The organism is Pseudomonas sp. F3-2 (genome assembly GCF_038804275.1).
Lineage (GTDB): Bacteria > Pseudomonadota > Gammaproteobacteria > Pseudomonadales > Pseudomonadaceae > Aquipseudomonas.
Map to the genome: position 1 here is coordinate 129079 of NZ_CP152388.1, position 24895 is coordinate 153973.

At 57.5% G+C, this 24895-nt stretch carries 15 protein-coding genes, 2 tRNA genes and 4 rRNA genes; 7 read left to right on the forward strand and 14 right to left on the reverse strand.

Translation table 11 applies throughout. The annotated features are described in order from the left end of the window. The first annotated feature begins 3 nt into the window (after nt 1–3). From AAGQ88_RS00610 to rrf (AAGQ88_RS00635), 6 genes are all read left to right on the forward strand, one after another. A 16S ribosomal RNA gene (locus AAGQ88_RS00610) occupies nt 4–1540 on the forward strand. 64 nt (nt 1541–1604) lie between these two features. Continuing rightward, a tRNA-Ile gene (locus AAGQ88_RS00615) sits at nt 1605–1681 on the forward strand. Nucleotides 1682–1707: 26 nt separating this feature from the next. Continuing rightward, nucleotides 1708–1783: transfer RNA gene (locus AAGQ88_RS00620), tRNA-Ala, on the forward strand. Nucleotides 1784–2039: 256 nt separating this feature from the next. Further along, nucleotides 2040–4932 (forward strand): 23S ribosomal RNA (locus AAGQ88_RS00625). A gap of 157 nt (nt 4933–5089) precedes the next feature. Beyond that, nucleotides 5090–5205, forward strand: a 5S ribosomal RNA gene (rrf, locus tag AAGQ88_RS00630). Nucleotides 5206–5311: 106 nt separating this feature from the next. Continuing rightward, nucleotides 5312–5427, forward strand: a 5S ribosomal RNA gene (rrf, locus tag AAGQ88_RS00635). The 16S, 23S and 5S rRNA genes sit together here with 2 tRNA genes alongside, the layout of an rRNA operon. A gap of 169 nt (nt 5428–5596) precedes the next feature. Here rrf (AAGQ88_RS00635) and AAGQ88_RS00640 read toward each other — a convergent pair. The 14 genes from AAGQ88_RS00640 to AAGQ88_RS00705 form a co-directional block, all read right to left on the reverse strand. Next, complete coding sequence (locus AAGQ88_RS00640) at nt 5597–8020, reverse strand: TonB-dependent siderophore receptor (RefSeq protein ID WP_342655721.1); 2424 nt, start codon at nt 8018–8020, stop codon at nt 5597–5599. Nucleotides 8021–8188: 168 nt separating this feature from the next. After that, nucleotides 8189–9184, reverse strand: coding sequence for a FecR family protein (locus tag AAGQ88_RS00645; protein WP_342654163.1), 996 nt, complete (start codon nt 9182–9184; stop codon nt 8189–8191). Between the two features lie 10 nt (nt 9185–9194). Beyond that, nucleotides 9195–9695, reverse strand: coding sequence for a sigma-70 family RNA polymerase sigma factor (locus AAGQ88_RS00650; protein ID WP_285423663.1), 501 nt, complete (start codon nt 9693–9695; stop codon nt 9195–9197). A gap of 139 nt (nt 9696–9834) precedes the next feature. Beyond that, nucleotides 9835–10323: an SRPBCC family protein gene (locus AAGQ88_RS00655; RefSeq protein ID WP_342654164.1), complete on the reverse strand. Its 489-nt coding sequence runs from the start codon at nt 10321–10323 to the stop codon at nt 9835–9837. A gap of 40 nt (nt 10324–10363) precedes the next feature. After that, nucleotides 10364–13816 (reverse strand): non-ribosomal peptide synthetase, encoded by a 3453-nt coding sequence (locus AAGQ88_RS00660; RefSeq protein ID WP_342654165.1) that lies wholly within the window; start codon nt 13814–13816, stop codon nt 10364–10366. Then, a complete protein-coding gene (locus tag AAGQ88_RS00665; protein WP_342654166.1) occupies nt 13813–14757 on the reverse strand; it encodes a diiron oxygenase in 945 nt (314 codons plus the stop codon). Before AAGQ88_RS00665 ends, AAGQ88_RS00660 begins: the two co-directional genes overlap by 4 nt. A 48-nt stretch (nt 14758–14805) precedes the next feature. Beyond that, on the reverse strand, nt 14806–15582 hold the full coding sequence (locus AAGQ88_RS00670; RefSeq protein ID WP_093467950.1) for a DUF3050 domain-containing protein: 777 nt from the start codon (nt 15580–15582) through the stop codon (nt 14806–14808). Nucleotides 15583–16312: 730 nt separating this feature from the next. Continuing rightward, nucleotides 16313–17068 carry an alpha/beta fold hydrolase gene (locus AAGQ88_RS00675; RefSeq protein WP_093467953.1) on the reverse strand — a complete coding sequence of 252 codons (756 nt, stop codon included), beginning with the start codon at nt 17066–17068 and terminating at the stop codon, nt 16313–16315. A gap of 172 nt (nt 17069–17240) precedes the next feature. Continuing rightward, on the reverse strand, nt 17241–17984 hold the full coding sequence (locus AAGQ88_RS00680; RefSeq protein WP_285423657.1) for a GntR family transcriptional regulator: 744 nt from the start codon (nt 17982–17984) through the stop codon (nt 17241–17243). A 431-nt stretch (nt 17985–18415) separates the two neighbouring features. Then, a complete protein-coding gene (locus AAGQ88_RS00685) occupies nt 18416–19420 on the reverse strand; it encodes an aldo/keto reductase (protein ID WP_285423656.1) in 1005 nt (334 codons plus the stop codon). Nucleotides 19421–19653: 233 nt separating this feature from the next. Beyond that, nucleotides 19654–20829 (reverse strand): MFS transporter, encoded by a 1176-nt coding sequence (locus AAGQ88_RS00690; RefSeq protein WP_342654167.1) that lies wholly within the window; start codon nt 20827–20829, stop codon nt 19654–19656. A gap of 229 nt (nt 20830–21058) precedes the next feature. Then, nucleotides 21059–21880 (reverse strand): ABC transporter substrate-binding protein, encoded by an 822-nt coding sequence (locus AAGQ88_RS00695; RefSeq protein WP_093467964.1) that lies wholly within the window; start codon nt 21878–21880, stop codon nt 21059–21061. A gap of 22 nt (nt 21881–21902) precedes the next feature. Beyond that, nucleotides 21903–22667, reverse strand: a complete 765-nt coding sequence (locus AAGQ88_RS00700; RefSeq protein ID WP_285423676.1) for an amino acid ABC transporter ATP-binding protein — start codon at nt 22665–22667, stop codon at nt 21903–21905. A 36-nt stretch (nt 22668–22703) separates the two neighbouring features. After that, the gene (locus AAGQ88_RS00705) at nt 22704–23582 is read right to left on the reverse strand and encodes an amino acid ABC transporter permease (RefSeq protein WP_342654168.1); all 879 of its coding nucleotides are present in this window, start codon (nt 23580–23582) and stop codon (nt 22704–22706) included. A gap of 309 nt (nt 23583–23891) precedes the next feature. On the opposite strand from AAGQ88_RS00705, the gene AAGQ88_RS00710 reads away from it, so the two are divergent. Beyond that, nucleotides 23892–24857, forward strand: a complete 966-nt coding sequence (locus tag AAGQ88_RS00710) for a LysR family transcriptional regulator (RefSeq protein WP_285423654.1) — start codon at nt 23892–23894, stop codon at nt 24855–24857. Nucleotides 24858–24895: the final 38 nt, after the last annotated feature.

Sequence of the window (24895 nt, forward strand, 5' to 3'; positions counted from 1 at the left end):
ATTGAACTGAAGAGTTTGATCATGGCTCAGATTGAACGCTGGCGGCAGGCCTAACACATGCAAGTCGAGCGGATGAAGGGAGCTTGCTCCCTGATTCAGCGGCGGACGGGTGAGTAATGCCTAGGAATCTGCCTGGTAGTGGGGGACAACGTCTCGAAAGGGACGCTAATACCGCATACGTCCTACGGGAGAAAGTGGGGGATCTTCGGACCTCACGCTATCAGATGAGCCTAGGTCGGATTAGCTAGTTGGTGAGGTAATGGCTCACCAAGGCGACGATCCGTAACTGGTCTGAGAGGATGATCAGTCACACTGGAACTGAGACACGGTCCAGACTCCTACGGGAGGCAGCAGTGGGGAATATTGGACAATGGGCGAAAGCCTGATCCAGCCATGCCGCGTGTGTGAAGAAGGTCTTCGGATTGTAAAGCACTTTAAGTTGGGAGGAAGGGTTGCTGATTAATACTCTGCAATTTTGACGTTACCGACAGAATAAGCACCGGCTAACTCTGTGCCAGCAGCCGCGGTAATACAGAGGGTGCAAGCGTTAATCGGAATTACTGGGCGTAAAGCGCGCGTAGGTGGTTTGTTAAGTTGAATGTGAAATCCCCGGGCTCAACCTGGGAACTGCATCCAAAACTGGCAAGCTAGAGTAGGGCAGAGGGTGGTGGAATTTCCTGTGTAGCGGTGAAATGCGTAGATATAGGAAGGAACACCAGTGGCGAAGGCGACCACCTGGGCTCATACTGACACTGAGGTGCGAAAGCGTGGGGAGCAAACAGGATTAGATACCCTGGTAGTCCACGCCGTAAACGATGTCAACTAGCCGTTGGAATCCTTGAGATTTTAGTGGCGCAGCTAACGCATTAAGTTGACCGCCTGGGGAGTACGGCCGCAAGGTTAAAACTCAAATGAATTGACGGGGGCCCGCACAAGCGGTGGAGCATGTGGTTTAATTCGAAGCAACGCGAAGAACCTTACCAGGCCTTGACATCCAGTGAACTTACCAGAGATGGTTTGGTGCCTTCGGGAACACTGAGACAGGTGCTGCATGGCTGTCGTCAGCTCGTGTCGTGAGATGTTGGGTTAAGTCCCGTAACGAGCGCAACCCTTGTCCTTAGTTACCAGCACGTTATGGTGGGCACTCTAAGGAGACTGCCGGTGACAAACCGGAGGAAGGTGGGGATGACGTCAAGTCATCATGGCCCTTACGGCCTGGGCTACACACGTGCTACAATGGTCGGTACAGAGGGTTGCCAAGCCGCGAGGTGGAGCTAATCCCACAAAACCGATCGTAGTCCGGATCGCAGTCTGCAACTCGACTGCGTGAAGTCGGAATCGCTAGTAATCGCGAATCAGAATGTCGCGGTGAATACGTTCCCGGGCCTTGTACACACCGCCCGTCACACCATGGGAGTGGGTTGCACCAGAAGTAGCTAGTCTAACCTTCGGGAGGACGGTTACCACGGTGTGATTCATGACTGGGGTGAAGTCGTAACAAGGTAGCCGTAGGGGAACCTGCGGCTGGATCACCTCCTTAATCGAAGACTCAGCTTCTTCGCAAGTTCCCACACGAATTGCTTGATTCATTGAAGAAGACGATTGGGTCTGTAGCTCAGTTGGTTAGAGCGCACCCCTGATAAGGGTGAGGTCGGCAGTTCGAATCTGCCCAGACCCACCAATTACCGGTGCACCCTGTAGCGATACGGGGCCATAGCTCAGCTGGGAGAGCGCCTGCCTTGCACGCAGGAGGTCAGCGGTTCGATCCCGCTTGGCTCCACCATTACCGGTGTTCGGTGGTACCGCGGTACAGACAGTTGTCCTGTGTAGAGCTTAGAAATGAGCATTTGCCTCGCAAGAAGGCGGAATGTTGATTTCTGATCTTTGTCAGAATCGTTCTTTAAAAATTCGGGTATGTGATAGAAAGATAGACTGTGATCCACTTTCACTGGTGGTGATCAGGCTAAGGTAAAGTTTGTGAATGCAAACTTTCGGCGAATGTCGTCTTCACAGTATAACCAGATTGCTTGGGGTTATATGGTCAAGTGAAGAAGCGCATACGGTGGATGCCTTGGCAGTCAGAGGCGATGAAAGACGTGGTAGCCTGCGAAAAGCTTCGGGGAGTCGGCAAACAGACTGTGATCCGGAGATGTCTGAATGGGGGAACCCACCTAGGATAACCTAGGTACCTTGCACTGAATACATAGGTGCATGGAGCGAACCAGGGGAACTGAAACATCTAAGTACCCTGAGGAAAAGAAATCAACCGAGATTCCCTTAGTAGTGGCGAGCGAACGGGGACCAGCCCTTAAGTTGATTTGAGATTAGCGGAACGCTCTGGAAAGTGCGGCCATAGTGGGTGATAGCCCTGTACGCGAAAATCTCTTGTCAATGAAATCGAGTAGGACGGGGCACGAGAAACCTTGTCTGAACATGGGGGGACCATCCTCCAAGGCTAAATACTACTGACTGACCGATAGTGAACCAGTACCGTGAGGGAAAGGCGAAAAGAACCGCGGAGAGCGGAGTGAAATAGATCCTGAAACCGTATGCGTACAAGCAGTGGGAGCCCACTTTGTTGGGTGACTGCGTACCTTTTGTATAATGGGTCAGCGACTTATTTTCAGTGGCGAGCTTAACCGAATAGGGGAGGCGTAGCGAAAGCGAGTCTTAATAGGGCGTCTAGTCGCTGGGAATAGACCCGAAACCGGGCGATCTATCCATGGGCAGGTTGAAGGTTAGGTAACACTGACTGGAGGACCGAACCGACTACCGTTGAAAAGTTAGCGGATGACCTGTGGATCGGAGTGAAAGGCTAATCAAGCTCGGAGATAGCTGGTTCTCCTCGAAAGCTATTTAGGTAGCGCCTCATGTATCACTGTAGGGGGTAGAGCACTGTTTCGGCTAGGGGGTCATCCCGACTTACCAAACCGATGCAAACTCCGAATACCTACAAGTGCCGAGCATGGGAGACACACGGCGGGTGCTAACGTCCGTCGTGAAAAGGGAAACAACCCAGACCGTCAGCTAAGGTCCCAAAGTCATGGTTAAGTGGGAAACGATGTGGGAAGGCTTAGACAGCTAGGAGGTTGGCTTAGAAGCAGCCACCCTTTAAAGAAAGCGTAATAGCTCACTAGTCGAGTCGGCCTGCGCGGAAGATGTAACGGGGCTCAAACCATGCACCGAAGCTACGGGTATCACCTTCGGGTGATGCGGTAGAGGAGCGTTCTGTAAGCCTGTGAAGGTGAGTTGAGAAGCTTGCTGGAGGTATCAGAAGTGCGAATGCTGACATGAGTAACGACAATGGGTGTGAAAAACACCCACGCCGAAAGACCAAGGTTTCCTGCGCAACGTTAATCGACGCAGGGTTAGTCGGTCCCTAAGGCGAGGCTGAAAAGCGTAGTCGATGGAAAACAGGTTAATATTCCTGTACTTCTGGTTATTGCGATGGAGGGACGGAGAAGGCTAGGCCAGCCTGGCGTTGGTTGTCCAGGTTTAAGGTGGTAGGCTGAAATCTTAGGTAAATCCGGGGTTTCAAGGCCGAGAGCTGATGACGAGTGTTCTTTAGAACACGAAGTGGTTGATGCCATGCTTCCAAGAAAAGCTTCTAAGCTTCAGGTAACCAGGAACCGTACCCCAAACCGACACAGGTGGTTGGGTAGAGAATACCAAGGCGCTTGAGAGAACTCGGGTGAAGGAACTAGGCAAAATGGCACCGTAACTTCGGGAGAAGGTGCGCCGGTGAGGGTGAAGGACTTGCTCCGTAAGCTCATGCCGGTCGAAGATACCAGGCCGCTGCGACTGTTTATTAAAAACACAGCACTCTGCAAACACGAAAGTGGACGTATAGGGTGTGACGCCTGCCCGGTGCCGGAAGGTTAATTGATGGGGTTAGCTAACGCGAAGCTCTTGATCGAAGCCCCGGTAAACGGCGGCCGTAACTATAACGGTCCTAAGGTAGCGAAATTCCTTGTCGGGTAAGTTCCGACCTGCACGAATGGCGTAACGATGGCGGCGCTGTCTCCACCCGAGACTCAGTGAAATTGAAATCGCTGTGAAGATGCAGTGTATCCGCGGCTAGACGGAAAGACCCCGTGAACCTTTACTATAGCTTTGCACTGGACTTTGAATTTGCTTGTGTAGGATAGGTGGGAGGCTTTGAAGCGTGAACGCCAGTTTGCGTGGAGCCATCCTTGAAATACCACCCTGGCAACTTTGAGGTTCTAACTCAGGTCCGTCATCCGGATCGAGGACAGTGTATGGTGGGTAGTTTGACTGGGGCGGTCTCCTCCTAAAGAGTAACGGAGGAGTACGAAGGTGCGCTCAGACCGGTCGGAAATCGGTCGTAGAGTATAAAGGCAAAAGCGCGCTTGACTGCGAGACAGACACGTCGAGCAGGTACGAAAGTAGGTCTTAGTGATCCGGTGGTTCTGTATGGAAGGGCCATCGCTCAACGGATAAAAGGTACTCCGGGGATAACAGGCTGATACCGCCCAAGAGTTCATATCGACGGCGGTGTTTGGCACCTCGATGTCGGCTCATCACATCCTGGGGCTGAAGCCGGTCCCAAGGGTATGGCTGTTCGCCATTTAAAGTGGTACGCGAGCTGGGTTTAGAACGTCGTGAGACAGTTCGGTCCCTATCTGCCGTGGACGTTTGAGATTTGAGAGGGGCTGCTCCTAGTACGAGAGGACCGGAGTGGACGAACCTCTGGTGTTCCGGTTGTCACGCCAGTGGCATTGCCGGGTAGCTATGTTCGGAAAAGATAACCGCTGAAAGCATCTAAGCGGGAAACTTGCCTCAAGATGAGATCTCACTGGAACCTTGAGTTCCCTGAAGGGCCGTCGAAGACTACGACGTTGATAGGTTGGGTGTGTAAGCGCTGTGAGGCGTTGAGCTAACCAATACTAATTGCCCGTGAGGCTTGACCATATAACACCCAAGCAATCTGCGACTCGGACGAGCACAGATTGCGGTGACTGTGAAGACGACACGCACCGAAAGTTTGCAACACACAAACACAAAACACCTGATCACATACCTGATTTGCTGAAGCGCGGCCCCTGGCCACGGTTCGGTACCCGAATTTCTTGACGACCATAGAGCGTTGGAACCACCTGATCCCATCCCGAACTCAGAAGTGAAACGATGCATCGCCGATGGTAGTGTGGGGTTTCCCCATGTGAGAGTAGGTCATCGTCAAGATTGAATTCCAGAACCCCATTTGCGAAAGCAGATGGGGTTTTGTTTTAAGTGAAGGTCATAGAATTTCGCTGACACGTTACCCAGTAACGGATCGGCAACAGAATTTCTTGACGACCATAGAGCGTTGGAACCACCTGATCCCATCCCGAACTCAGAAGTGAAACGATGCATCGCCGATGGTAGTGTGGGGTTTCCCCATGTGAGAGTAGGTCATCGTCAAGATTAAATTCCAGAACCCCATTTGCGAAAGCAGATGGGGTTTTGTCGTTTCTGGATCAAGAATACGTGTCAATCCGACAAGCGATCAGCACGTTGAAACCGTAGCGTGCAAAGCCGATAAAAAGGCCAGCCCCCGCGCTCGGGAGCTGGCCTTGTACAGCGAGGCGGCGTTTTAGAATTGATAGCTGACGGTCGCGCTAACGTTGCGCTCCTCGCCCACGTAACAGAAGTTCAAGCTTGCACAGGAAGCGATATAGGATTCGTCGGTGAGGTTATTGGCATTGAGCCGCACATCGACGCCTTTAAGTCCCAACTTACCCAGGTCGTACCCCATCGATGCATCCCAGAGCACGTAGGAGGGCACCGTCATCGTGTTTTCCGCATCGACCCAGCTTGAGCCCACATACCTCAGCCCGCTACCCAGCCGCAGTCCATCAAGGACTCCGCTGCTGAATTTGTAGTCGCCCCAAACCGATGCCATATGCTTGGGGGCCTGCGTGGGCGAATGGCCTTTGTTGTCGGTCTCGCTGACAGTGCTCGGCATCGATTTCGAATAGTCGATGTCGGTTAAGGTGTAGCTGCCCAGTACTTTGAAGTTGTCGGTCAGTTGCATGTGCGCTTCAAGCTCCAGACCTTGAGAGCGGACAGCACCGATCGCGCGGTAAAAGTTTTCCTGAGGGAGCTTGGTTGCCAGGTTTTCCTGATCAATGCGAAACACCGAAGCGGTGAACAGATTGTCGGTACCGGGCGGCTGATACTTGATACCCGCTTCCCACTGCTTGCCGTCCGTAGGGGCCAGAGGGTTGCCGGCGCTGTCGGAGTAAGAGTTCGGGTTGAAGGATTCCGAATAGCTCAGGTAGGGCGCGATGCCATTGTCGAACAGGTAAAGCACGCCAGCGCGGCCAGTGGTCTTGGTGCGCTTGTCGTTGATTTCTGTTCCTTGCGGGCGACCGGCTTCAGTTATCCGATTCTCGTCAGAGGTTTCGACCCAGTCATGGCGCAGTCCCAGGGAAAAGCGCCACTTATCCCATTCGATCAGATCCTGTGCATACGCTCCCGTCTGCTCAAGGCGACGCAGATAACTGGTCGGATCGAAATAGGTAATCTGCGAATCGCCATAAGCCGGATTGAAGGCATTGATCGGCTCCAATGAACCGCTTTGCCAGTCGACCACAGTCTTGCGGCGTTGATAATCCGCGCCGAACAGCGCTGTGTGTTTCGCCGAACCGGTGAAGAACTCGGCCTGCAGCATGTTATCGACGATGTATGAATGCAGGTGTTCATTAGCGCCTGAGTAGTATCGATTGAGTTCGTTGCTGGTCGGCGTGGTCCAGCCATAGCTGTAGACCTGATCCAGACTTACCTTCGAATCCAGATAGCGGAAGTTTTGCCGCGCAGTGAAGACATCATTGAATCGGTGTTCAAACTGATAGCCGACGGACTGCTGGTCGCGGCTATACCCATCGACACCAGGTTCACCTTCGAAGAAGTGCTCGGAGATGCGCTGACCGTTGCGCTGATGCAGTAAACCGTCTGCCGGGTTGCCGCCGTGGTAGCCACCCTCAGGGTCGTGCTGCAGATAGGCTTGCAGGGTCAACGACGTGTCTTCGGTGAAATCGATGCTCAGCGTCGGAGCGAGCGCGTAGCGTTTTTCCTTTGTGTGGTCGAACTGCTTGTCAGATTTATCTGTCAGCCCTACCAATCGGTAAGCCACGCGCTTGTCCTCATCAAGTGGTCCGCTGAAATCGAAACCGACGCCGCTCTGATTGTTCGAGCCTACTGTTGCCTGAATCTGATGATAAGGCTCGTAGAGAGGCTTCTTGCTGGTCAGGGCCACCAGTCCGCCCGGCGAACTGCGGCCGTAGAGGACCGAAGACGGGCCTTTCAGGATGTCGACGCGCTCGAGAAAATAGGGATCGACCTGCATCGTGCTGTATGTGCCGCTGTCGCCCATGGACTTCAGGCCGTCGAGGTAGATGTTGTCAACCGAGCCGTCGTTGAAGCCGCGCATCGCTACGTAGTCGTAACGATGGGTTGCGCCGTATGGATTGGTCAGTACACCGGGCGTGTAACGCATTGCCTGAGCCACCGTCTGCGAGCCTTGGTCATTCATCTGTTCGCGGGTGACGACCGACACGGATTGAGAAGTCTCCAGAAGCGCTGTGCTGGTTTTCGTGGCGATCTGACTGTGGGTTGCGTTGTAGCCCTCCATGCTTCCCAGTGCGTTACCCAGCGCGAACCCGCGCACGTCGGTGCTGGGCAACGACATGGCTTCGCCCTCGGTTCGATGCAACACATAACTGCTGCCGTCCTGGCTCACAGCCTGCAAGCCACTGCTGCCAAGCAGAATGGCCAAAGCCTGATCGACCGAGTAGCTGCCCTGCAGACCCGGAGAGTGTGCGCCGGATGTCTGATCAGGGGTGGCCGAGAGCGTGATGCCAGCCTGGCGCGCGAACTGGTTGAGCGCCTCGTTCAGCGGTCCGGCCGGGATCGAATAGCTGCGCGCCGGACGCAAGACTGCCGCCGATTCCTCGGCCAGCGCATGAAGGGGCAGTACGCAGGTGGTCAATGTGGTCGAGAGCAACGCGGCGCGCATGGCGGTATGCAGCGCGGAGGGTTTGACGTTGGCGTGGCAAGCATTGTGGGTATATAGGCGCTGCGGTGTACGTTGAAGCCGGGTCATTGCGCGATTCCGTTCAAGTCGGTGAAGAGGAGGGTGCTGATCTCTAAGCCGAACCGGGGAGCGAAACCCGCCAAAATATTTTTATGCATTGCGCTGCAGCGTGACCCACCACCGAGTGCGGTATTGCAGACGGACAGGCAGCGTCTGTGGGAGGACCGCCAGCAGCTTGTCGGTGTCTTCGAGCCGGAACACGCCTGACAACCGCAGCCCGGCGATATCCTGATCGCACGCCAAGTGTCCACGGCGATAGCGCGAGACCTCGGCCAGAAAGTCGCCCAGACGCATATCTCGGGTCACGATCAATCCATCGGCCCAGGCACCTGGTTCCATGTCCAGATGAGGCAGCGCATCGGCACGCTGCTCTGTCAGCGAATAGCTTTCTCCGGCCTGAATCGTGATCGCAGAAGCGCCGGGCGACCGAAGACGCACACGCCCCTCGATCACGCTCACGCGTGTGTGGTCCGATTCCTGCCGCACGACAAAGCGCCCTGACTGGCCTTCGAGCACGCCATGCTGACAGCTGACCAGAAGCGGGCCGGGCGCAGGATGTTGTGCGCCGACTGCACAGGTGACGAGGATCTCGCCCTTGGTCAGCTGGATAAGCCGTCGCGTCGCGCTGAAGTCCTGATTCACGGCGCTATCGGTATTCAACTGCAGCCGGCTGCCGTCGGCCAGTTGGAAACTGCTGTGCCGGCCGATCTGTGTTGCGAAATCAGCCGTCCATTGCTGCCACGGCGTGACATCGCGCGCGATCCAAGCGCTTGAGCCTGCGACCAGTAACCCCGTAAGCAGCTTCATTGCCTGCCGACGGCCCATGCGCTGCGCGCTGTTTTCCAGTGCCTCGAAGGCGACGCCGCCCGAAGGCAGCGCCTGAAAACGGTGCTTGAGGTCGACGTTGAGCGACAGCACGCGCTGCCAGGCACATTCATGGTCGGGATGCGCGCCGCGCCACTGTTCACAGCGCTGAATCACCCGGGCACTCGCGGCCTGGTTGTTCAGGCGCAGCATCCATTCGATGGCCTGGCGAACAACGGCGGCAGAGGGCTGGCGATTATCCCGCGCGGGAGAAGGATTCATTGATCACGACTCACGATGCGTAACGCAGCAGATAACAGTGGTACAGGGCATCGGCGACGTAGCGCTCGACCGAACGTAGTGAAATACCCATCTGTTCGGCGATTTGTTGGTGTGTCAGCCCTTCACACTGAGCCAGCAGAAAGGCACGACGTACCTTGGGTTTGAGGCCGTCGAGCATTCTGGCGATGCTTTCCAGCAGCTCGAACACCAGCTCGCGCGATTCGGGCGACGGCGTTTCGTGCGCGGGAATGTTGGCCAGCGCTTCGAGATAAGCGCGCTCCAGTTCTTCCCGACGCCAGTGATCGATCACAAGGCCGCGCGCGACGGTGCGCAAAAATGCACGCGGTGTCTTCAGCTCGAGTAGCTCGCTGCGAGTGAGCAGACGCAGGAAGGTGTCCTGTGCCAGATCCGCCGCATCGGCGGCGTTACCGAGCTTGCTGCGCAGCCAGCCGTTGAGCCAGCCGTGGTGATCGCTGTACAGAGTGCGCAGCGTTGCGTCGTGAGAAAGCATGAAGCTGCGCCGTCCCAGCGCCATTCAAATGATAATTAGTCGCATTGTGGGAAGCGCCGTCATATTTTGCAACTGTCTATCCAAACGGCAAGGCCCCACCCGGCGCGAAGCCGGGCGGGGCAATCAGCCAGCGGGTTGATCACTCAAAGATTTTTTTGACGTTGCCCATGGCGTCATCAGCAAAACCCTGCAAAAAGCTCTGGAACTCAGCAGCGCTTGCAGGGTTGCCCTCGGCAGGCTCGGCGATGATTGTCCAGGTCGCCTTGCAGCTGTGGTCTGCCACGGGAACGACCGTCATCGACGCCCAGAGATGGCGGACACCCAGGTTGTTATGGATCGTCGTCCAGGTCATCGAAAACGCGCGGTCGTCGCGCGAGTTCAGCTGCTCGACCACTTCCAGGCCACCCTCTTTGAATATCTTGTGACGTACAGATCCAACGCCTTCGCCGATCACGCTGATGCTGGCCAGCGCCGGGATGAATTTCTCGAAACCGCCGAAATCGCCAACGACCTTCCACACATCAGCGGCGGGCGCTGCCACTTGCACGGATGAAATCACCGGCGTGCCGTTCGGGTTGGTGATGAGCGTGTCGGGCTTGAGGTCGCTGGGTGTATTGATTGCGTTCATGTCGTTCTCCATTGCGTGAGTAGGTGTTGCGGTGGAAGGATCAGATGAAGTCGATTTCTTTCAGGTAATCGCACCCCTTGCGCAGCAGTGCCGGGGTTTTCTGGGGATAGCGCTCGCCCATGCGCTGAACGCCCGCCTCAGCGTTCTGATAGGCGATCATCGAGATGTCTCCGATGTCCTCCTCAAAGCCGTCGAGGTAGAAACCCAGCACGCCAAACAGCGCGTTGTGGCTATCGACGCGGTTCAACTGCGTCTGCCAGTGCGCAACGCTGACCATCTCGAATTCACTGCCGGCTTCTCGAAATGCGCTGACGTAGCTGTTCCAGCTCAGAGGTTCTGGGTTATGCAGGTTGAACACCGCGCGGGTCGGCTGATAACGGCTGCTGTGGAAACCGATGAACCGGGCAAGGAAATCCACCGGCATCAGGTCGAAGGTCATCGAGAACTCCGGCACCTGACCCAGTTGCATCGAGCCTTTGAGCATCAGCATCAAACGGTTCTTGTGTGGCTGACAGACGCCAGTGACGCTGTTGAAAGCGATGTTGCCGGGGCGGTAGATGTTCACCCATGCGCCTTGCTCGCGAGCGTGTTGCAGAATCCGCTCGGCCACCCATTTGGAAAGGTTGTAGCCATTTTTGATGTAGATCGGCGGCGTCTCGGCGGCCGGTGCCTCCAGCACATTGCCCGCGCTGTCGACGGCACTGGAAGCTGAAAGGGTCGAGACGAAATTGAACACCTTTTTACTGCGGCCCTCGCACAGCCGAAGGCACTCGAAGATGGGCGCAACATTGTCTCTGGCCAGCGTCTCGTAGTCCTGCACGTGGTTCACGTTGGCAGCGTTGTGGACCAGCGCGCCGAATTCGCGATCCAGTCGTTCATACACTTCGTCACTGAGCCCCATCTGCGGGCGGGTGATGTCGGCCGCATAAACGCGCACCCGGGACAAATCCAGATGCTCCAGGCGGTTCTCGCGCAGGGATTGCACGAAGCGATCCTGCGCCGTCATTGCGCCGCTTTCGCGCACCAGACACGCCACTTCCGTCGCGCCCCACGCCAGCAACGCTTCGACGATGTGAACGCCCAGAAAACCGTTTGCCCCGGTGACGATGACTTTGTGAACATCCCCCAGCCTGTCGACCGGCAACACGGCAATCTCGACCGGTGAGTTGGCGTCTTTGATGGCCTGCGGACTGACTGTCCACGCTGACGAGCCATCGCTGTCGAGCAGCGACGCCAGATTCACCAGGGTCGGCGCTTCAATGAAGCGGTTGATCGGAATGCTGCGTCCGAAGTGCTCACGAATCCCGAGCAGCATTTGCGAGAGCAGGATCGAGTGGCCACCGAGGTTGAAGAAGCTCTCGTCGGTTGAAATATCACCGGGCGGCAGTTCCAGCAGATCTGCCCAGAGCGTCAACAACAGCCGCTCATTCTCGTTTTCAGGCTGACGAAGCGGCGCTCGCTCGAGCATGTTGACCGGTAACTGCAAAAGCGCTTTACGATCGATCTTGCCGTTGTTGGCAAACGGCATTTTCGCCAGCTCCGTATAAGCCGCAGGACGCATGTAGTCAGGCAAGAGGCGTTCGACATGGGCCTTGAGCAGCGGGCGTGCAGCGTCCGGCTCGACACCGTGCGGCTGCGCAAGAAACGCCAGAATCCGTCGCTGTTCATCGACCACCACGGCCACCTGCCGATACAGCTGACTGTCGCGCAGGCAATGCTCGATTTCCTCGGGCTCGACCCGGAATCCGCGAATCTTCACCTGATTGTCCCGACGCCCGGACAGCTCGATCCCCTCGGTTGTCCATTTGCCGATGTCGCCGGTGCGATAAGCGCGCAGGCTCTGCTCGCCGCCCACGTCGATCTGCACGTAGCGCTCTTCGGTCAGCGCTGGATTGTGGATGTAGCCCAGGCACACGCCAGGCCCGACGATGTACAGCTCGCCCGAGCTGTGATCGGTAACCGGTTGCAGCTGCTCGTCCAGGATCAGCACCTGACTGTTGGCGATGGGACGGCCCAGATTGCGGTTACTGCTGCCCGGCTGGAATTGTCCGGCAGTGATCAGCACCGTGGCCTCGGTGGGACCGTAAAGGTTGTGGAATTGGCACTGCGCGGCCAGACGATCGATCACAAATGGCTCGCAGACATCGCCGCCGGTGCAGAGGTGTTCAAGCTTGAGCGGCCGGTCGGTCGGCAGAATGCTCAGTAGCGCGGGGGGCAGAAACGCATGGCTGAGATGCTGATCCAGCAACTCGACCAATTGCAGCGGATCGCGGCGCTGGTCTTCGCTGGCGACTACCAGTTCGGCGCCGCTGAGCAGGGTCGGGAAAATGTCGATCACCGACGAGTCGAAACTCAGCGTCGAGAACTGCAGCACGCGGCTGTGCTCGGACAGACCGACATAGTCCGCGTACCAGGCCGTGAAGTGGCTGAGATTGCGCTGACTGAGCATGACCCCCTTCGGGTGGCCCGTTGTGCCGGAGGTGTATAACGCCATGCAAGGCGCGTCGCTTTCCGGATGCCGTTGCATCAGCGACTGAGGCGTCGGGGTGGCATCGATGTCACTGATGTCCAGCCCTGGCAGGCATTGACCGGCCAGCGGATGTTGCCCGTCGTGCAGCAGCAGGCAGGCCCCTGAGTTGTCCAGAATGTACTGCTGGCGCTGCAGCGGCTGGCTGGGATCGAGCGGCAGATAAACGGCGCCGCTTCCGAGAATGGCCAGAATCCCCGCAAACAGCGCGGTAGATTTCGGCAGGCAGATCCCGACCACCGGCGGTTCGCCAGCGGACGACGTGATCAACGTCTGCATGCGCTTCTGGATCGCGATACTGTGCGCGCGCAAGCGGTCATAGCTGATGCGCTCACCGTCGACGGTCAGCGCGATTCGTCCGCCGAAACGGCTGAAGCTGTTGTCCAGCCGCGTGACCAGAGGCTGCTGCGCAATGCTGAGCAAATGCGGCTGCGCGGTCTGATTGGAGCGATGCTCGAATGCCAGCCGGTCAAGCCGTTGCAGACTTTCCTGCCATTCACTGTGAGGTGGCTCGACGCGCGCCAGGCGGGTGAAGTGTTCAGGATCCCGAGAAAAGCGGCTGACCAATAACGCCACGGTTTCAATCAGCATTGCCGTGGCCGCGTCGGCCAGCATGCGACCGTTGCCTGACGATTGAGGCGCCACAGGCTCGCGGACGATCAATCGTTGCGCGGTTGCCGAACCTGCCCAGCACAGCAACTCAAGACACGGCAGACCGGGTTGAAGACCGGCTGTCACGCCGACTCGCAGTCCCAGATGAACGTCCGACCCGATCGCTTTGATGACGGCGTCCGCAGCGTCGAGGGTGCCGTCCTCGATAACGATCGAAGCCTGGCGCAACGCGGTCTGTTCCAGTGGGTGGGTGTCGTTCAGCCGGTGAATGAGATGCCCGTGGGCATCCAGTTCTTCGCTCAGTTCGGCCATGGCGCGGCTGCGGCCAATGAGGACGATCTCGAGGCGTTTCATTGCACGCCTCCTGCCGGCAGATAGTCGGCCAGAGCGTGTTGCACGCAAGCGGATTCAAGCATCGAGCTGGTTCTGAAAAACCGCACGATGTTGCCCACCAACGGGTGATGGCGATTGATCGGGAAACTCATCGCCTGGGTTTCGTCCTTCAGCGCCTGCTTGATCGTCTCATCAATGGGCAAGCTGTCGATCAGCACGAAATCGAAGGACTTTTGAATGTCGTTGGTCAGATATTGAGCAATGAATACCGGCATGATCTGCGCGATGGTCTGCTTGTCCTGCTCAGGCGCGGCGTGCCAGTAGATGCGGACCAGCCGGGCCCAGAAGCCTGAGTGGCGCCCCTCATCGAGCAAGTGATCGGCCATCAGGCCTTTGATCGATTGCTTTACCGTGTCGTCCTTGGCGAACGCGGCAACATCATTGGTCACCGTATTTTCGGCAATGGCAACGCAGATCAGCTCCACGGCGCTGCGCAAGTGGTCCGGCGCCAGATCGAGCGCTGCGGGAATGGCTCGGCTGAGTTCGATCTCCAGCGGCAACTGAATCGGCTGGATGCCGGTCAGTGCGATGGTTTGCTGCATGAAGTCCATGGCAACCAGCGCGTGATAGTCCTCGTCCACCACCACTGTCATCGCGTCATAGCGGCAGGCGAATGGAAAACGGATCGCGAAGTTGTCCTTGGCGATGCTGCGCGCAGTTCTGTCGACGATTTCCGTCTCGAAAATCACCACGTCGTTGATGAACTTGTACAGGCTCTGAACCAGTGCGAAATCGCGCAGTTGAGGGCATTCACGGGTGAACGTTTCGCTGAGCACCAGCGGCTGGCGGCTCAGCGGGTAGATGAGTTTTTCATCATTTTCGACGATGCGGCGCGGGCGAGTGCGGATCGTTGCACGGCCTTCCCAGGCATCGACGAAGGACAGGTAGTCTTCGGCTTTCATGATGTCATCCTTGTGTGGAGAACGAAGGGAACTGACGCAGCGAGAGGGTCATGCGCTGACCTCCCGCGCCGGCTCGCGCATGCTCACGCGCAGCGCGTCCCACAAGGCCAGGCGGCTTTCCACTGCAGTGATGGCGGCGTCGTAGACCTCAAGCTCACGTTGCGCGTCACCGTCCACTAACCGGTCCAGCAGGGACTCGGCGGCAGGGCCGTGATCTTCGGAATCCACCTCGATATGGCGTTCCAGGTAATAGCGAAAGGTCGGTGCCTGATTGGCGGTAATGCCCCAGTCGTCGAGAATGCTCTGAAACATCTGTGGGATAACGCTCTCGCGCCCATGCAGAAAAGCAGCCGCCACTTTGTGGGCAGGCGCGTTGAGTGCGATGTCGAGCGTGTCCTTCACGAAGCGGGAGGCCGCTCGGTTGGCGCCCACGCTGTCCAGCGCCGTTTCGTAATGCACGCCCTCTTGTTGCAGCGCCACGAAACGCTCGACCCGTGCTGTGCTGGCGCCGACTTCTCGCATGGCGTCCAGGTACAGCTCGAAATGACTGTAATGGCCATGATCCAGTCGGTCGTCGGACTCCTCGCCCAGCACGATCTCGTTGATCAGCCGTGCGGCTTTCGGATCCTTGGGTGGAAGCCAGGGCAACTGCGTGCAACTGAGCTCCTGCTGCAAGCGTTTGGTCAGCGACATGAAATCCCAGACGGCGAAAACGTGTGCCTCCATAAACCGTCTTAGAACATCCAATGAATCGATTTCGGAAAATATCGGGTGCGAGCTTAGTTCCGATTTCTTGCGCGATAGAAGTTGCTTTTGTTCGTTCATGTTGACGTCCTTGATAGTATAAATATGCCTCGCGTCGGCCATTGTTTTTGCCATGTCATTCAATGTTCGAGTCATGCGGTTAATACGGGGCATGATTGACTGAACATAAACTTTCGGCGAGCCGGGGCCGCGAACGCTTACTTCGTGAATGGTTGGTACTACAGCTTGGAAGCCCTTGTTTTACAGGTGTTGGCGCTCTTCGGTATGCGGGGCCGGATAAAAGGTCCGCAGGTTTGCAGGGCGACGAGAAAACGTTAATGCACTTTCAAATAAGTCTGCAAACACTTTTTCACACTTTTTTTAATAACCCTAATTCACGCATGAAGTGGGCTGATAAAACTTTAATAAAAAGTTTTATTGGGTCGAGCGCCGCCCTTCCAACTTATTAGAGTCAGAATGGAAATAATGAACGAATACCTCGTTCAGAGCTGCGCTTTTACTGAACAATCGGATTAGGGATTTTTTTTGGTCTGGGCAACGTGAAGGGCTTCCTCCATCGTCCCGCCCAATGCATTGCTCCTTTTCGCAGCTCCATGACGAACGCGTTTGCGGAAACCGACTGCAGACCGGTCCACCGCTCGAGTTTGCCTGAAAGACGAGAGTGCGCCGCATGGCGGCGCGCAGAAATCACTGAGCAGGAAATTCAGGATGTGGGGAAGCGAGCCTCCTGGACATGAGGCTTGCCAGGGAGGAGGGTGAACCGCTGCAGTCGCAGGCCGGCCCGGAATTGTCAGTTGCTGAGCAATCCCAGGTGGGTATTGATGATGTGAAGGAGCCGGTTACGTTGGGATTTGAAGAAGTCATTGGTGCCGGGAAGCTCGATCAGCTCGAACTCGCGACGGGTGAAGCTGCGCCAGTTCATCATGCTGGCGGCGGTGTCGATCTTGTCGTCGCTGCCATAAAGGGCCGTCAGCGGAATGTCCAGGTCCTCGTCAGGGCAACGGGACCAAAGCTCCGCGAGTTTCAGATCGTTGCGCACCATTGGCTCGAACAATGCCATCAGCCGTTTGTCCTGAAGGGTCGTCTGCGGCAGCAGCCCGAGTTTGATCAGTGCCTGGATGAAATCATCCTTGGGCAGCGTATGCAGATAGGGCGACGGCTGCTGGCTGTCCGGGCTGCGGCATCCGGCGATAAAGAGGTGGCGCGTCATGTTCGGGTATTGAGCCTGCGCCAGCCTCGCCATTTCATAGGCGACCCTTGCGCCAAAGCTTTGCCCATAAAACGCATGCGGCTCATTCAGATAGGGCTTCAGAGCTAGGAAAGTGTCCTCGATCAATGGCGCCCATTGATCGTAGGGCGTTTCCTTGCGACGGCTGCCATGTCCAGGCAGGCGCAGTGTGACCAGTTCGATGTGATCGGCGAGGCTGTTCGACCAGTCCCGAAACTGCTCTGGATCGCCGCCGGCGCGGGGAAAGCAGATCAGGCGCGTCCTGACAGGTTGTCCGGAATTGACGACCATCAACCATTTGTTCTTTACGGCGTACACAAGGCTTCCCCAACCTGCCGGGCAGGCTTTTTGAGTGGGGCCGGGTCCTTCGGCGCGAGCGCCGACCAGCAGCGCTCGGTATCCCCGTGCCTCATGCGGTCAGGCGGGCTGACCGCAAGCAGGGGAGCGATAGAGGGAGGGTAAGCAGTCGCCGCTCACTCCCGTTGAACCCTCACTGAGCGAGGGCGCGCTTCCTTGACGCCGTGGCGGGTCTGGCGACTTCCGCTGGACGGTCTTTGAGATAGGTGTTGATCGCTTCCACACCGCGATTGAGGTGATGAGTCAGGGCGTCGACGGTTGCAGCCACATCGCCTGATTCAGCCAGCTGAAGCAGATCCAGGTGGTCATGCTGAGACAACTTGCCCAGATTCATGTACTTGAGATTGAAGCGCAGAAAACGCTCCTCCTCGTTCAAGCCGTCTTCGACGAGCTTGAGCAGCCTTTTATTCGTAGCGCGCGAGTACAGCGTCATGTGAAACAGGCGATTGAACGTGCCCATTTTCGTGTAGTCGGTTTCGGTTTCGAGCTGTTCGATGTACTCACGAGCCTTGCCGATGTCCTCTGCGGTGAGCAACGGAATCGATTGGCGCAACGCCTCTGACTCCAGCAGGATGCGCAGGGCGTAGGCGTCGGTCGCGTCTTCGTTGATCAGCGGTGCGACCACGGCACCTTTGTGGGTTTCTACCCGCAGCAGCGATTGCGCTTCGAGCTGGCGCAATGCTTCGCGCACGGGCATGCGGCTGACCCCGAACAGCGTCGCCAGTTCTTGCTGACGCAGCGCGATACCCGCTGGAAGACGGCCATCGAGAATTGCGCTGCGCAGCTTCTCCTCAATGACAGCACGTGCCAGATGAGCAGGCGGCTGTTCGTCGCCCAGCGTTTCCCGCAGAAATTGTTCTTTCTCAGTCCTGCGCATCGACTAATTCTTCTTCCATTGATCAGGCTTTGGATCCAATAGAACACTAGATTCCTCAGCGAGCGTTGTCAAACCTTGAAACAGGTTTACTGGCCCGTCGGGCGCGGCATTCTACAAGGCTTTCTGGCAGTCATGTGCGTGCGTTGTTTCCTCTCGGGAAAACCATCGCGCGACGGAAATCAGGCGCCAATGCGTTGATTATCAACGCTTGCACGCACAGCCCATCAAAGTCATTGAATCGCAAGCCAATGATCGCCAGATGCCAGTATTCTCGCTTGATTGGTGGGCTTTCAGCGAGTACCTCTGGTCGATCCTTGACCAGCTGGAAGAATGAGTGGGAGCAGAAGTTGTGGCAGGCGTTCAGGCAGGACCGGCGGCAGGTTGGGAATGGGCTGCCGCCAGTAAGTCGCAGGCTGTCAGGCGTGGCCGGGTTACACGTATCGGCCGGTGACGAAGTGCTGCACGTCATTGAAGCCTGGCGTCGAGGCGTGGCCCGGTGTCACCAGCGAATCGATGAACGCCTCGTCCTCAGCCGTGATGTTCACCGACAGGGCCTTGGTGTAGCTGTCCCATTGATCTTCGGTGCGTGGCCCGACGATAGCCGACGTCACTGCTTGATTGTTCAGAACCCAAGCGATGGCGAATTCGACCAGACCGACGCCTTTGTCTTTGGTGTAAGCCTGTAGTTTCTGCGCGATGTGCAACGACTCCTGGCGCCATTCGGTTTCCAGAATGCGCTTGTCCTGACGCCCGGCGCGGGTGCTGCTGTCGGGCGTTACGTCGGGCGCATATTTGCCGCTGAGCACGCCACGTGCCAGCGGGCTGTAAGGCACTACGCCCAGACCGTAGAACTTGGCGGCAGTGATCTGCTCAAGCTCGGCCTGGCGGTTGACGATGTTGTACAGCGGCTGGCTGATCACCGGCTTGTCGACACCCAGACGCTGGGCGACGTTGACCACTTCGGCGATGCGCCAGCCACGGAAGTTGGACACGCCCCAGTAGCGAATCTTGCCTTCGCGGATCAAGTCGCCGATCGCCGAAACGGTCACTTCCAACGGCGTGCTGTGGTCTTCCTTGTGCAGGTAATGAATGTCGATGTAATCGGTATCGAGCCGGCGCAGGCTTGACTCGATCTCGTTGAAGATGTGCTTGCGGTTGAGCCCGCTGGTGTTGGGAGCCGTGTTGCCTGAGCTACTGCCGACCTTGGTGGCCAAGACCCATTCACTGCGACGTTTGGCGATGGCTTCGCCGACGATTTCTTCCGAGCGTCCGGCGTTATAGACGTTGGCCGTGTCGATGAAGTTGACGCCCTGATCCCATGCCTTGTCGATGATGCGCAGGGATTCTTCAGTGCTCGTCTGCACGCCGAACATCATGGAGCCCAGCGTCAGCGTCGATACCTTGAGGCCGGATTGGCCAAGAATGCGGTGATTCATTGCTCGATATCCTTTTCGTCAGGAAGTGGAAATCAGGACAGTCTGGGTCAGGCTCGCAAGAGGTCTTGTAAAGGCCATTCAGACCGACAGCTCTGGGCCGGACATACTCGCCTGTTTGTGACGGATTTGAAAAGTGACAATTTTGCTCCGATCCGATCGTGCAGGGGCGTGGCTTGTCCCGCGAGCATCTGTTCTACAACGACGTTGTCGCCGATCCTGGAGACGCCGCGCTCCTACAAGTAAGTCGCTGGCCTTGCGTTGCGCCCCGCCAGAAAACACAGCGTTCCGCCGACCGCCGTGAGGCACGCGAGCACATAAAACATCGTCGGCGCGGGCGCGTTGATTAATAAGTAACCACAAATGACCGGGCTCATGGCGCCCCCGAAGGCGGCCAGGTTTTGCGCGCCGAGATAGCTGCCGCGCAGATGCTCAGGCGCGATGGTGTCGACAAACAGATATTCGGCCGGGTAGATGATCATTTCCCCCAGCGTGAACACGAACATTGCCACGCACCAGGCAAGCGTCGTGTGGGCGAAGCTAAAGCCGATCAGGCCGATGGCGAACAGCGCCGTGCCCAGGCAGATCCAGTAGGGCAACTGCTCGCGCTTGAGGAAGCGACCGATCTGATACTGCATCAGGATGACGGTCACTGCGTTGCAGGCCAGTACCGCCGAGAGGATCTTGAGCGCCTGCTCCGGGGTGTGAGTGACCAGCAGGAACTGCGACAGATAGAGCGTGTAACGCCCATGCACAATCGTGCTGAGCAAGCTGCCGCCGGTGAACAGAATCAGCGTGCGATCGTTTTTCAACGTGATGAGCGTATCGACGAAGCTGCGCGGCGGGTTCTCTCGATTCCCCGTGGTGGGCGGGATGCCGATCATGAGAAAGACGCTGACGAATGCAATGGCGCTGGCGATCAAGAACGGTGCCAGCGGCAATTGCCCGGCGATCACGACGCCGAGCATCGGGCCTGTCGCATAACCGATATTGGTGAGCGTGTATCGCAGCGAAAACACCTTGGCCCGTTGGCCGATGGGCAAATTCTCGCTGATGATCGCTTTGGAGCCGATCAGAAACAGCGCTGAAGCGGTTTCAGTAATGACCAGCGTCAATGTGGTGAGGTAGACATCGTGGGCGAAGGTCAGCAGCGTGAACCCGACCGAGCTTGAGAGCATGGCGAGGATCAGCAGTTTGCGCTTTTCGAGCCGATCAATGATGTAGCCGCCATACAGCCCGAGCAGCGTCGCGAGGAACACCGCCACGCCCATCAGCAGCCCGACGTCCTGCTGATTCAGGCCGAGCCGGGTACTGAGAAACAGCGTCAGCAGAGGGCTGGTCATCGCCCGGCTCATGACGATGGTGAGCGAGCAGACCATCAGCCGGCGAATGACGAGGGAGTAGGTGGCCACTGTTGTTCCTATGTCCTTGTCCAAACCTTGGCACGACAGGCGACGCATGCCTCAGCGGCTCGCCCGATTGTCGGCGGCCTGGAGGCTGGCGTGGCCTTGAAGGCGCAGGCCTGCTCACGATCGCAATGGGTCAGATACGCAGGGGTTAAATGACACCACGCCATCGCGGGCAAGCGCGCTTCTACCGGCATCGTCGTGCGAAATCGTCCGTGTGGGCTCGCGCCGTTGCTTACTTGCCCTGATTCATCTCGATCTTGCTCACGGCGCCGTGCTCAAGATCCCACTTCTTCAGGATCTTGCCGTAGGTGCCGTCGTCAACCATTGACTGCATCGCTTCGGCGATGGCTTTGGCCAGTTCCGGATTGGACTTGCTGACGCCAAGCCCGGTGAACTGTTTGGATATCGCCACGCCGAGCGGCTTGTACGTGTCCTTCTCCTGAGACATGAGGTACGGAAGGGTTTCGCTGCCTTGCATGGCCGCATCCAGACGACCCTGACGCAGCTGCGCGCGGGCGTCGGCCGAACCTTCCGAACCGCTGACGACGATGGCTGGCTTGCCCTTCGCTTCGCAGTTCTCCTTGCTCCACGCGGCAATCTCCGCCGGCCATGTGGTGCGACGGCTGGTCCCGACTTTCTTGCCACACAGGTCTTCAGGCTGATTCAGCTCGGTATTTTTGGTCAGCGTGTAAAGCTGCGGGCCGCTGGTGAAATAGTCGATGAAGGTTACCGACTTCTGACGCTCGGCAGTGTCGGTCATGCCCGACAGAATGATGTCGAAACGCTTGGTGACCAGACCGCTGACCATCTGCTCGAACGCGGTTTCCTGCCACGTGACTTTCACGCCCAGGCGCTCGGCGAGGGCGTTGCCCAGATCGACGTCCAGACCGGTCAGCGTGTTGGTGCTGGTGTCCTTGAAATCCATCGGCGGGTAGTTCGGCACGATAGCCGCGGTGATTTCGCCTTTGTCCTTGATGCTGGCCGGCACTTGCGCGAATGCCGAGGTGGAAGCCATCAGGCCGAGGAGCAGCGAGGGGATGATGATCTTTTTCATGGTCGTTCTCGTTTGTTCTGGTTTAGGTGCGAACGGCAGAAATAAAGCTTTGGGTTCTTGGGTTTTGTGGACTTATTAGAATGTCTTCGGGGCTTCCGGCCTCCACAATCTGGCCGCCGTCCATGAACACCATGCGATTGGACACTTCGCGGGCGAAGCCCAGTTCATGGGTCACGACGATCATCGTCATGCCGCTCTGTGCTAGGTCGCGCATGACCGACAGCACCTCGCCCACCAACTCTGGATCGAGGGCGGAAGTGGGTTCGTCGAACAGCATCAGTTTGGGACGCATCGCCAGCGCCCGGGCAATCGCGACGCGTTGCTGCTGGCCGCCGGACAGTTCGACGGGATACGAGTGACGCTTGTCCGCCAGGCCGACGCGAGCCAGCAACTCGACCGCCTCGTCGTGAGCTTCCTTGGGCGATCGTTTGAGCACCTGAATCGGCCCTTCGACGACGTTCTGTAATGCCGTCATGTGCGGAAACAGGTTGAAGCGCTGAAACACCATGCCGGTGCTCAGACGCTGGCGCGCGATCTGTGCGTCGGTCAGTTCATGCAGCTTGTTGCCGACGATGCGATAGCCGACCAGCTCGCCGTCGACCCACAGGCCGCCCTTATCGATCTTTTCCAACTGATTGACGCAGCGCAGCAACGTGCTCTTGCCCGATCCCGAGGGGCCGATGATGCACAGCACTTCGCCTTGCTCGACCTCGATGCTGACGTCTTTGAGGGCGTGGAACTGGTCGTAGTATTTGTTCAGGCCGACAGCTTTGACGATGCTTCTCATGTGACTTTTGTTCATGGGGCAGCTCCTGGGCCTGACTTACGAACGCTTGCCGGCGCCGCGCGCAAAACGCAGCTCCAGACGGCTTTGGCCGAACGACAGCACCGTGACCACGGCCAGGTACCAGATCCCTGCGACGATCAGCAGCTCCATGACCCGGGCGTTGGCGTAATAGATGTTCTGCGCGTTGTGCAGCAATTCGGAATACTGGATCACGCTTGCCAGACTGGTCATCTTGACCATGCTGATGAATTCGTTGCCCACCGGCGGAATGATCACCCGCATGGCCTGGGGCAGAATCACCCTGCGCAGCGCTTGCAGGCGTGGCATGCCGATCGACTTGGCAGCCTCGTACTGACCGGTGTCCACCGACAAAAGCCCGGCTCGCACGACTTCGGCGGTGTAGGCTCCCTGGTTGATGCTCAGCCCCAGCAGGGCCGCGACGAAGGGCGTCATCAGGCTCACGGTGTCGAGCTGAAACACGCCAGGAATACCCATCACCGGGAAGATCAGCGCCAGGTTGAACCACAGCAACAGTTGCAGGATCAGCGGTGTGCCGCGAAACAGCCAGGTGTAGGTAATCGCCACGTAGCGCAGGATAGGATTGGCCGACATGCGCATGATCGCAGTGATCACGCCGATCACCACGCCGAGGATCATCGCCAGAATGGACATGATGATGGTGTTGAGCAGCCCCCACAGAATCGCCTGTGAGGTGAGGAATTGGCCGATATAGGCCCACTCGATCTGCCCGTTGGCGAAGGCGCGGGCCAGTCCGGCCAAGGCAACGACGATCAGCGTGGCAAAGAAAATCCGTCCGTAATAGCGACGCGGGACGTGCTCGTATTGAGTGATGTCGAACTCGTTTTCAGTCTTCTTGCGTTCGGCTTGCAAACGTTCCGCCTGGTTCTGGTTCATGGTGAGTCTCCGAAGCTGTGTGCAGGCCGCGCATGATCATCCGCAGCGAAGGCGAGGTCCGGGCATCAAGGGGCGGCGTGAACACGCACCTGAGGCGGGGCATTCGCTGAGGATCCAGGGCAGTTGAGCGTTGCGAGTCCTGATCGAAGTGTCAGGTTTATTATCGTTAGAGTAAGGCCCGGTTCACTGAGCAGGGCGTCGAGCGGATGGTTGCCAATCGCCATTTTCTGTGTTCTTTATTATCTATCGGGCATGTTTTTGTTGTGGGGCAAAGCCTGTTGAATATAACGGGCGAGGTAAATAAGCATTATGGAAACTCCACTTTCCACTTCTGGAAACTTGCCATCCAGACCGGGAAACCGTCCTGCGCTTACTCTGAGCGGGATGGACTTCAAGCTGCTTCGGGTGTTCCAGGCGGTGGTTGAAGCGGGAGGATTCAGCGCTGCGCAGAACGAGCTGAACGTGGGCCTGGCAGCGATCAGCAAGCAGATTTCCGACCTTGAGATTCGCATTGGCATGCGCCTCTGCACCCGTGGCCGGGAAGGGTTTCATCTCACCGAGGAAGGCAAGCTCGTCTATCAGGCGGCCATCGAACTATTTGCCTCTGTGGACAGTTTCAGAGACCGGATAAGTTCGGCGCAGAACGAGTTGATTGGTGATCTGAGTATTGGCGTTATCGACAATACGCTGTCCGATAAAAGTTCATCGTTAATTAACGCGCTCAGAATAATGCACGACGAAGCGCCAAAAGTAAGATTGCGTCTGCAAGCGTCGCAACTCGATGAAATCGAGCGGGGCATGGTCGAGGGGCGGTTGAGTCTTGGCATCGTGCCGGTTTATCAGCGCCGCGAAGAATTCGATTATTTCGAGCTCTATGAAGAAACATCCCACGCCTATTGCGCACAGGGCCACCCGCTGTTCGAGGCCGACGACAGCACGCTGGATATCGACAGCCTGCGCCACTGTCAGGTGGTCAATCATCGCTACGCGATCCATCGCGACAAGGCCAGTTTCGTCAATCACGACAGTCAGTCCGCGTCGGCCTCGCAGGTGGAGGCCGTCGCAATGTTGATCCTGACGGGTCGGTTCATCGGCTTTCTGCCCGAGCACTACGCCCAGCCACTGGTGCGCGATGGGCAGTTGCGCGCGTTGCGCCCTGATCTCATTCACCTGAGCACGCCTTTCAACCTCATCCTGCGCCATAACGCTCCGCGCAGCCCGTTGGTCAAAGCCTTCGCACAGGCGCTTGGCGTGGATCTGAAACGGCTGGTTTGAAGCTGATGGCGTGCGCGCGCACCCTGAGCACGGTCTCC

Excerpts from the sequence above, each read along its gene's own strand:
- AAGQ88_RS00640 (WP_342655721.1), bottom strand. The coding sequence starts at position 8,020 with ATGCGCGCCGCGTTGCTCTCGACCACATTGACCACCTGCGTACTGCCC.
- AAGQ88_RS00645 (WP_342654163.1), bottom strand. The coding sequence starts at position 9,184 with ATGAATCCTTCTCCCGCGCGGGATAATCGCCAGCCCTCTGCCGCCGTT.
- AAGQ88_RS00650 (WP_285423663.1), bottom strand. The coding sequence starts at position 9,695 with ATGCTTTCTCACGACGCAACGCTGCGCACTCTGTACAGCGATCACCAC.
- AAGQ88_RS00655 (WP_342654164.1), bottom strand. The coding sequence starts at position 10,323 with ATGAACGCAATCAATACACCCAGCGACCTCAAGCCCGACACGCTCATC.
- AAGQ88_RS00660 (WP_342654165.1), bottom strand. The coding sequence starts at position 13,816 with ATGAAACGCCTCGAGATCGTCCTCATTGGCCGCAGCCGCGCCATGGCC.
- AAGQ88_RS00665 (WP_342654166.1), bottom strand. The coding sequence starts at position 14,757 with ATGAAAGCCGAAGACTACCTGTCCTTCGTCGATGCCTGGGAAGGCCGT.
- AAGQ88_RS00670 (WP_093467950.1), bottom strand. The coding sequence starts at position 15,582 with ATGAACGAACAAAAGCAACTTCTATCGCGCAAGAAATCGGAACTAAGC.
- AAGQ88_RS00680 (WP_285423657.1), bottom strand. The coding sequence starts at position 17,984 with ATGCGCAGGACTGAGAAAGAACAATTTCTGCGGGAAACGCTGGGCGAC.
- AAGQ88_RS00685 (WP_285423656.1), bottom strand. The coding sequence starts at position 19,420 with ATGAATCACCGCATTCTTGGCCAATCCGGCCTCAAGGTATCGACGCTG.
- AAGQ88_RS00695 (WP_093467964.1), bottom strand. The coding sequence starts at position 21,880 with ATGAAAAAGATCATCATCCCCTCGCTGCTCCTCGGCCTGATGGCTTCC.
- AAGQ88_RS00700 (WP_285423676.1), bottom strand. The coding sequence starts at position 22,667 with ATGAGAAGCATCGTCAAAGCTGTCGGCCTGAACAAATACTACGACCAG.
- AAGQ88_RS00705 (WP_342654168.1), bottom strand. The coding sequence starts at position 23,582 with ATGAACCAGAACCAGGCGGAACGTTTGCAAGCCGAACGCAAGAAGACT.
- AAGQ88_RS00710 (WP_285423654.1), top strand. The coding sequence starts at position 23,892 with ATGGAAACTCCACTTTCCACTTCTGGAAACTTGCCATCCAGACCGGGA.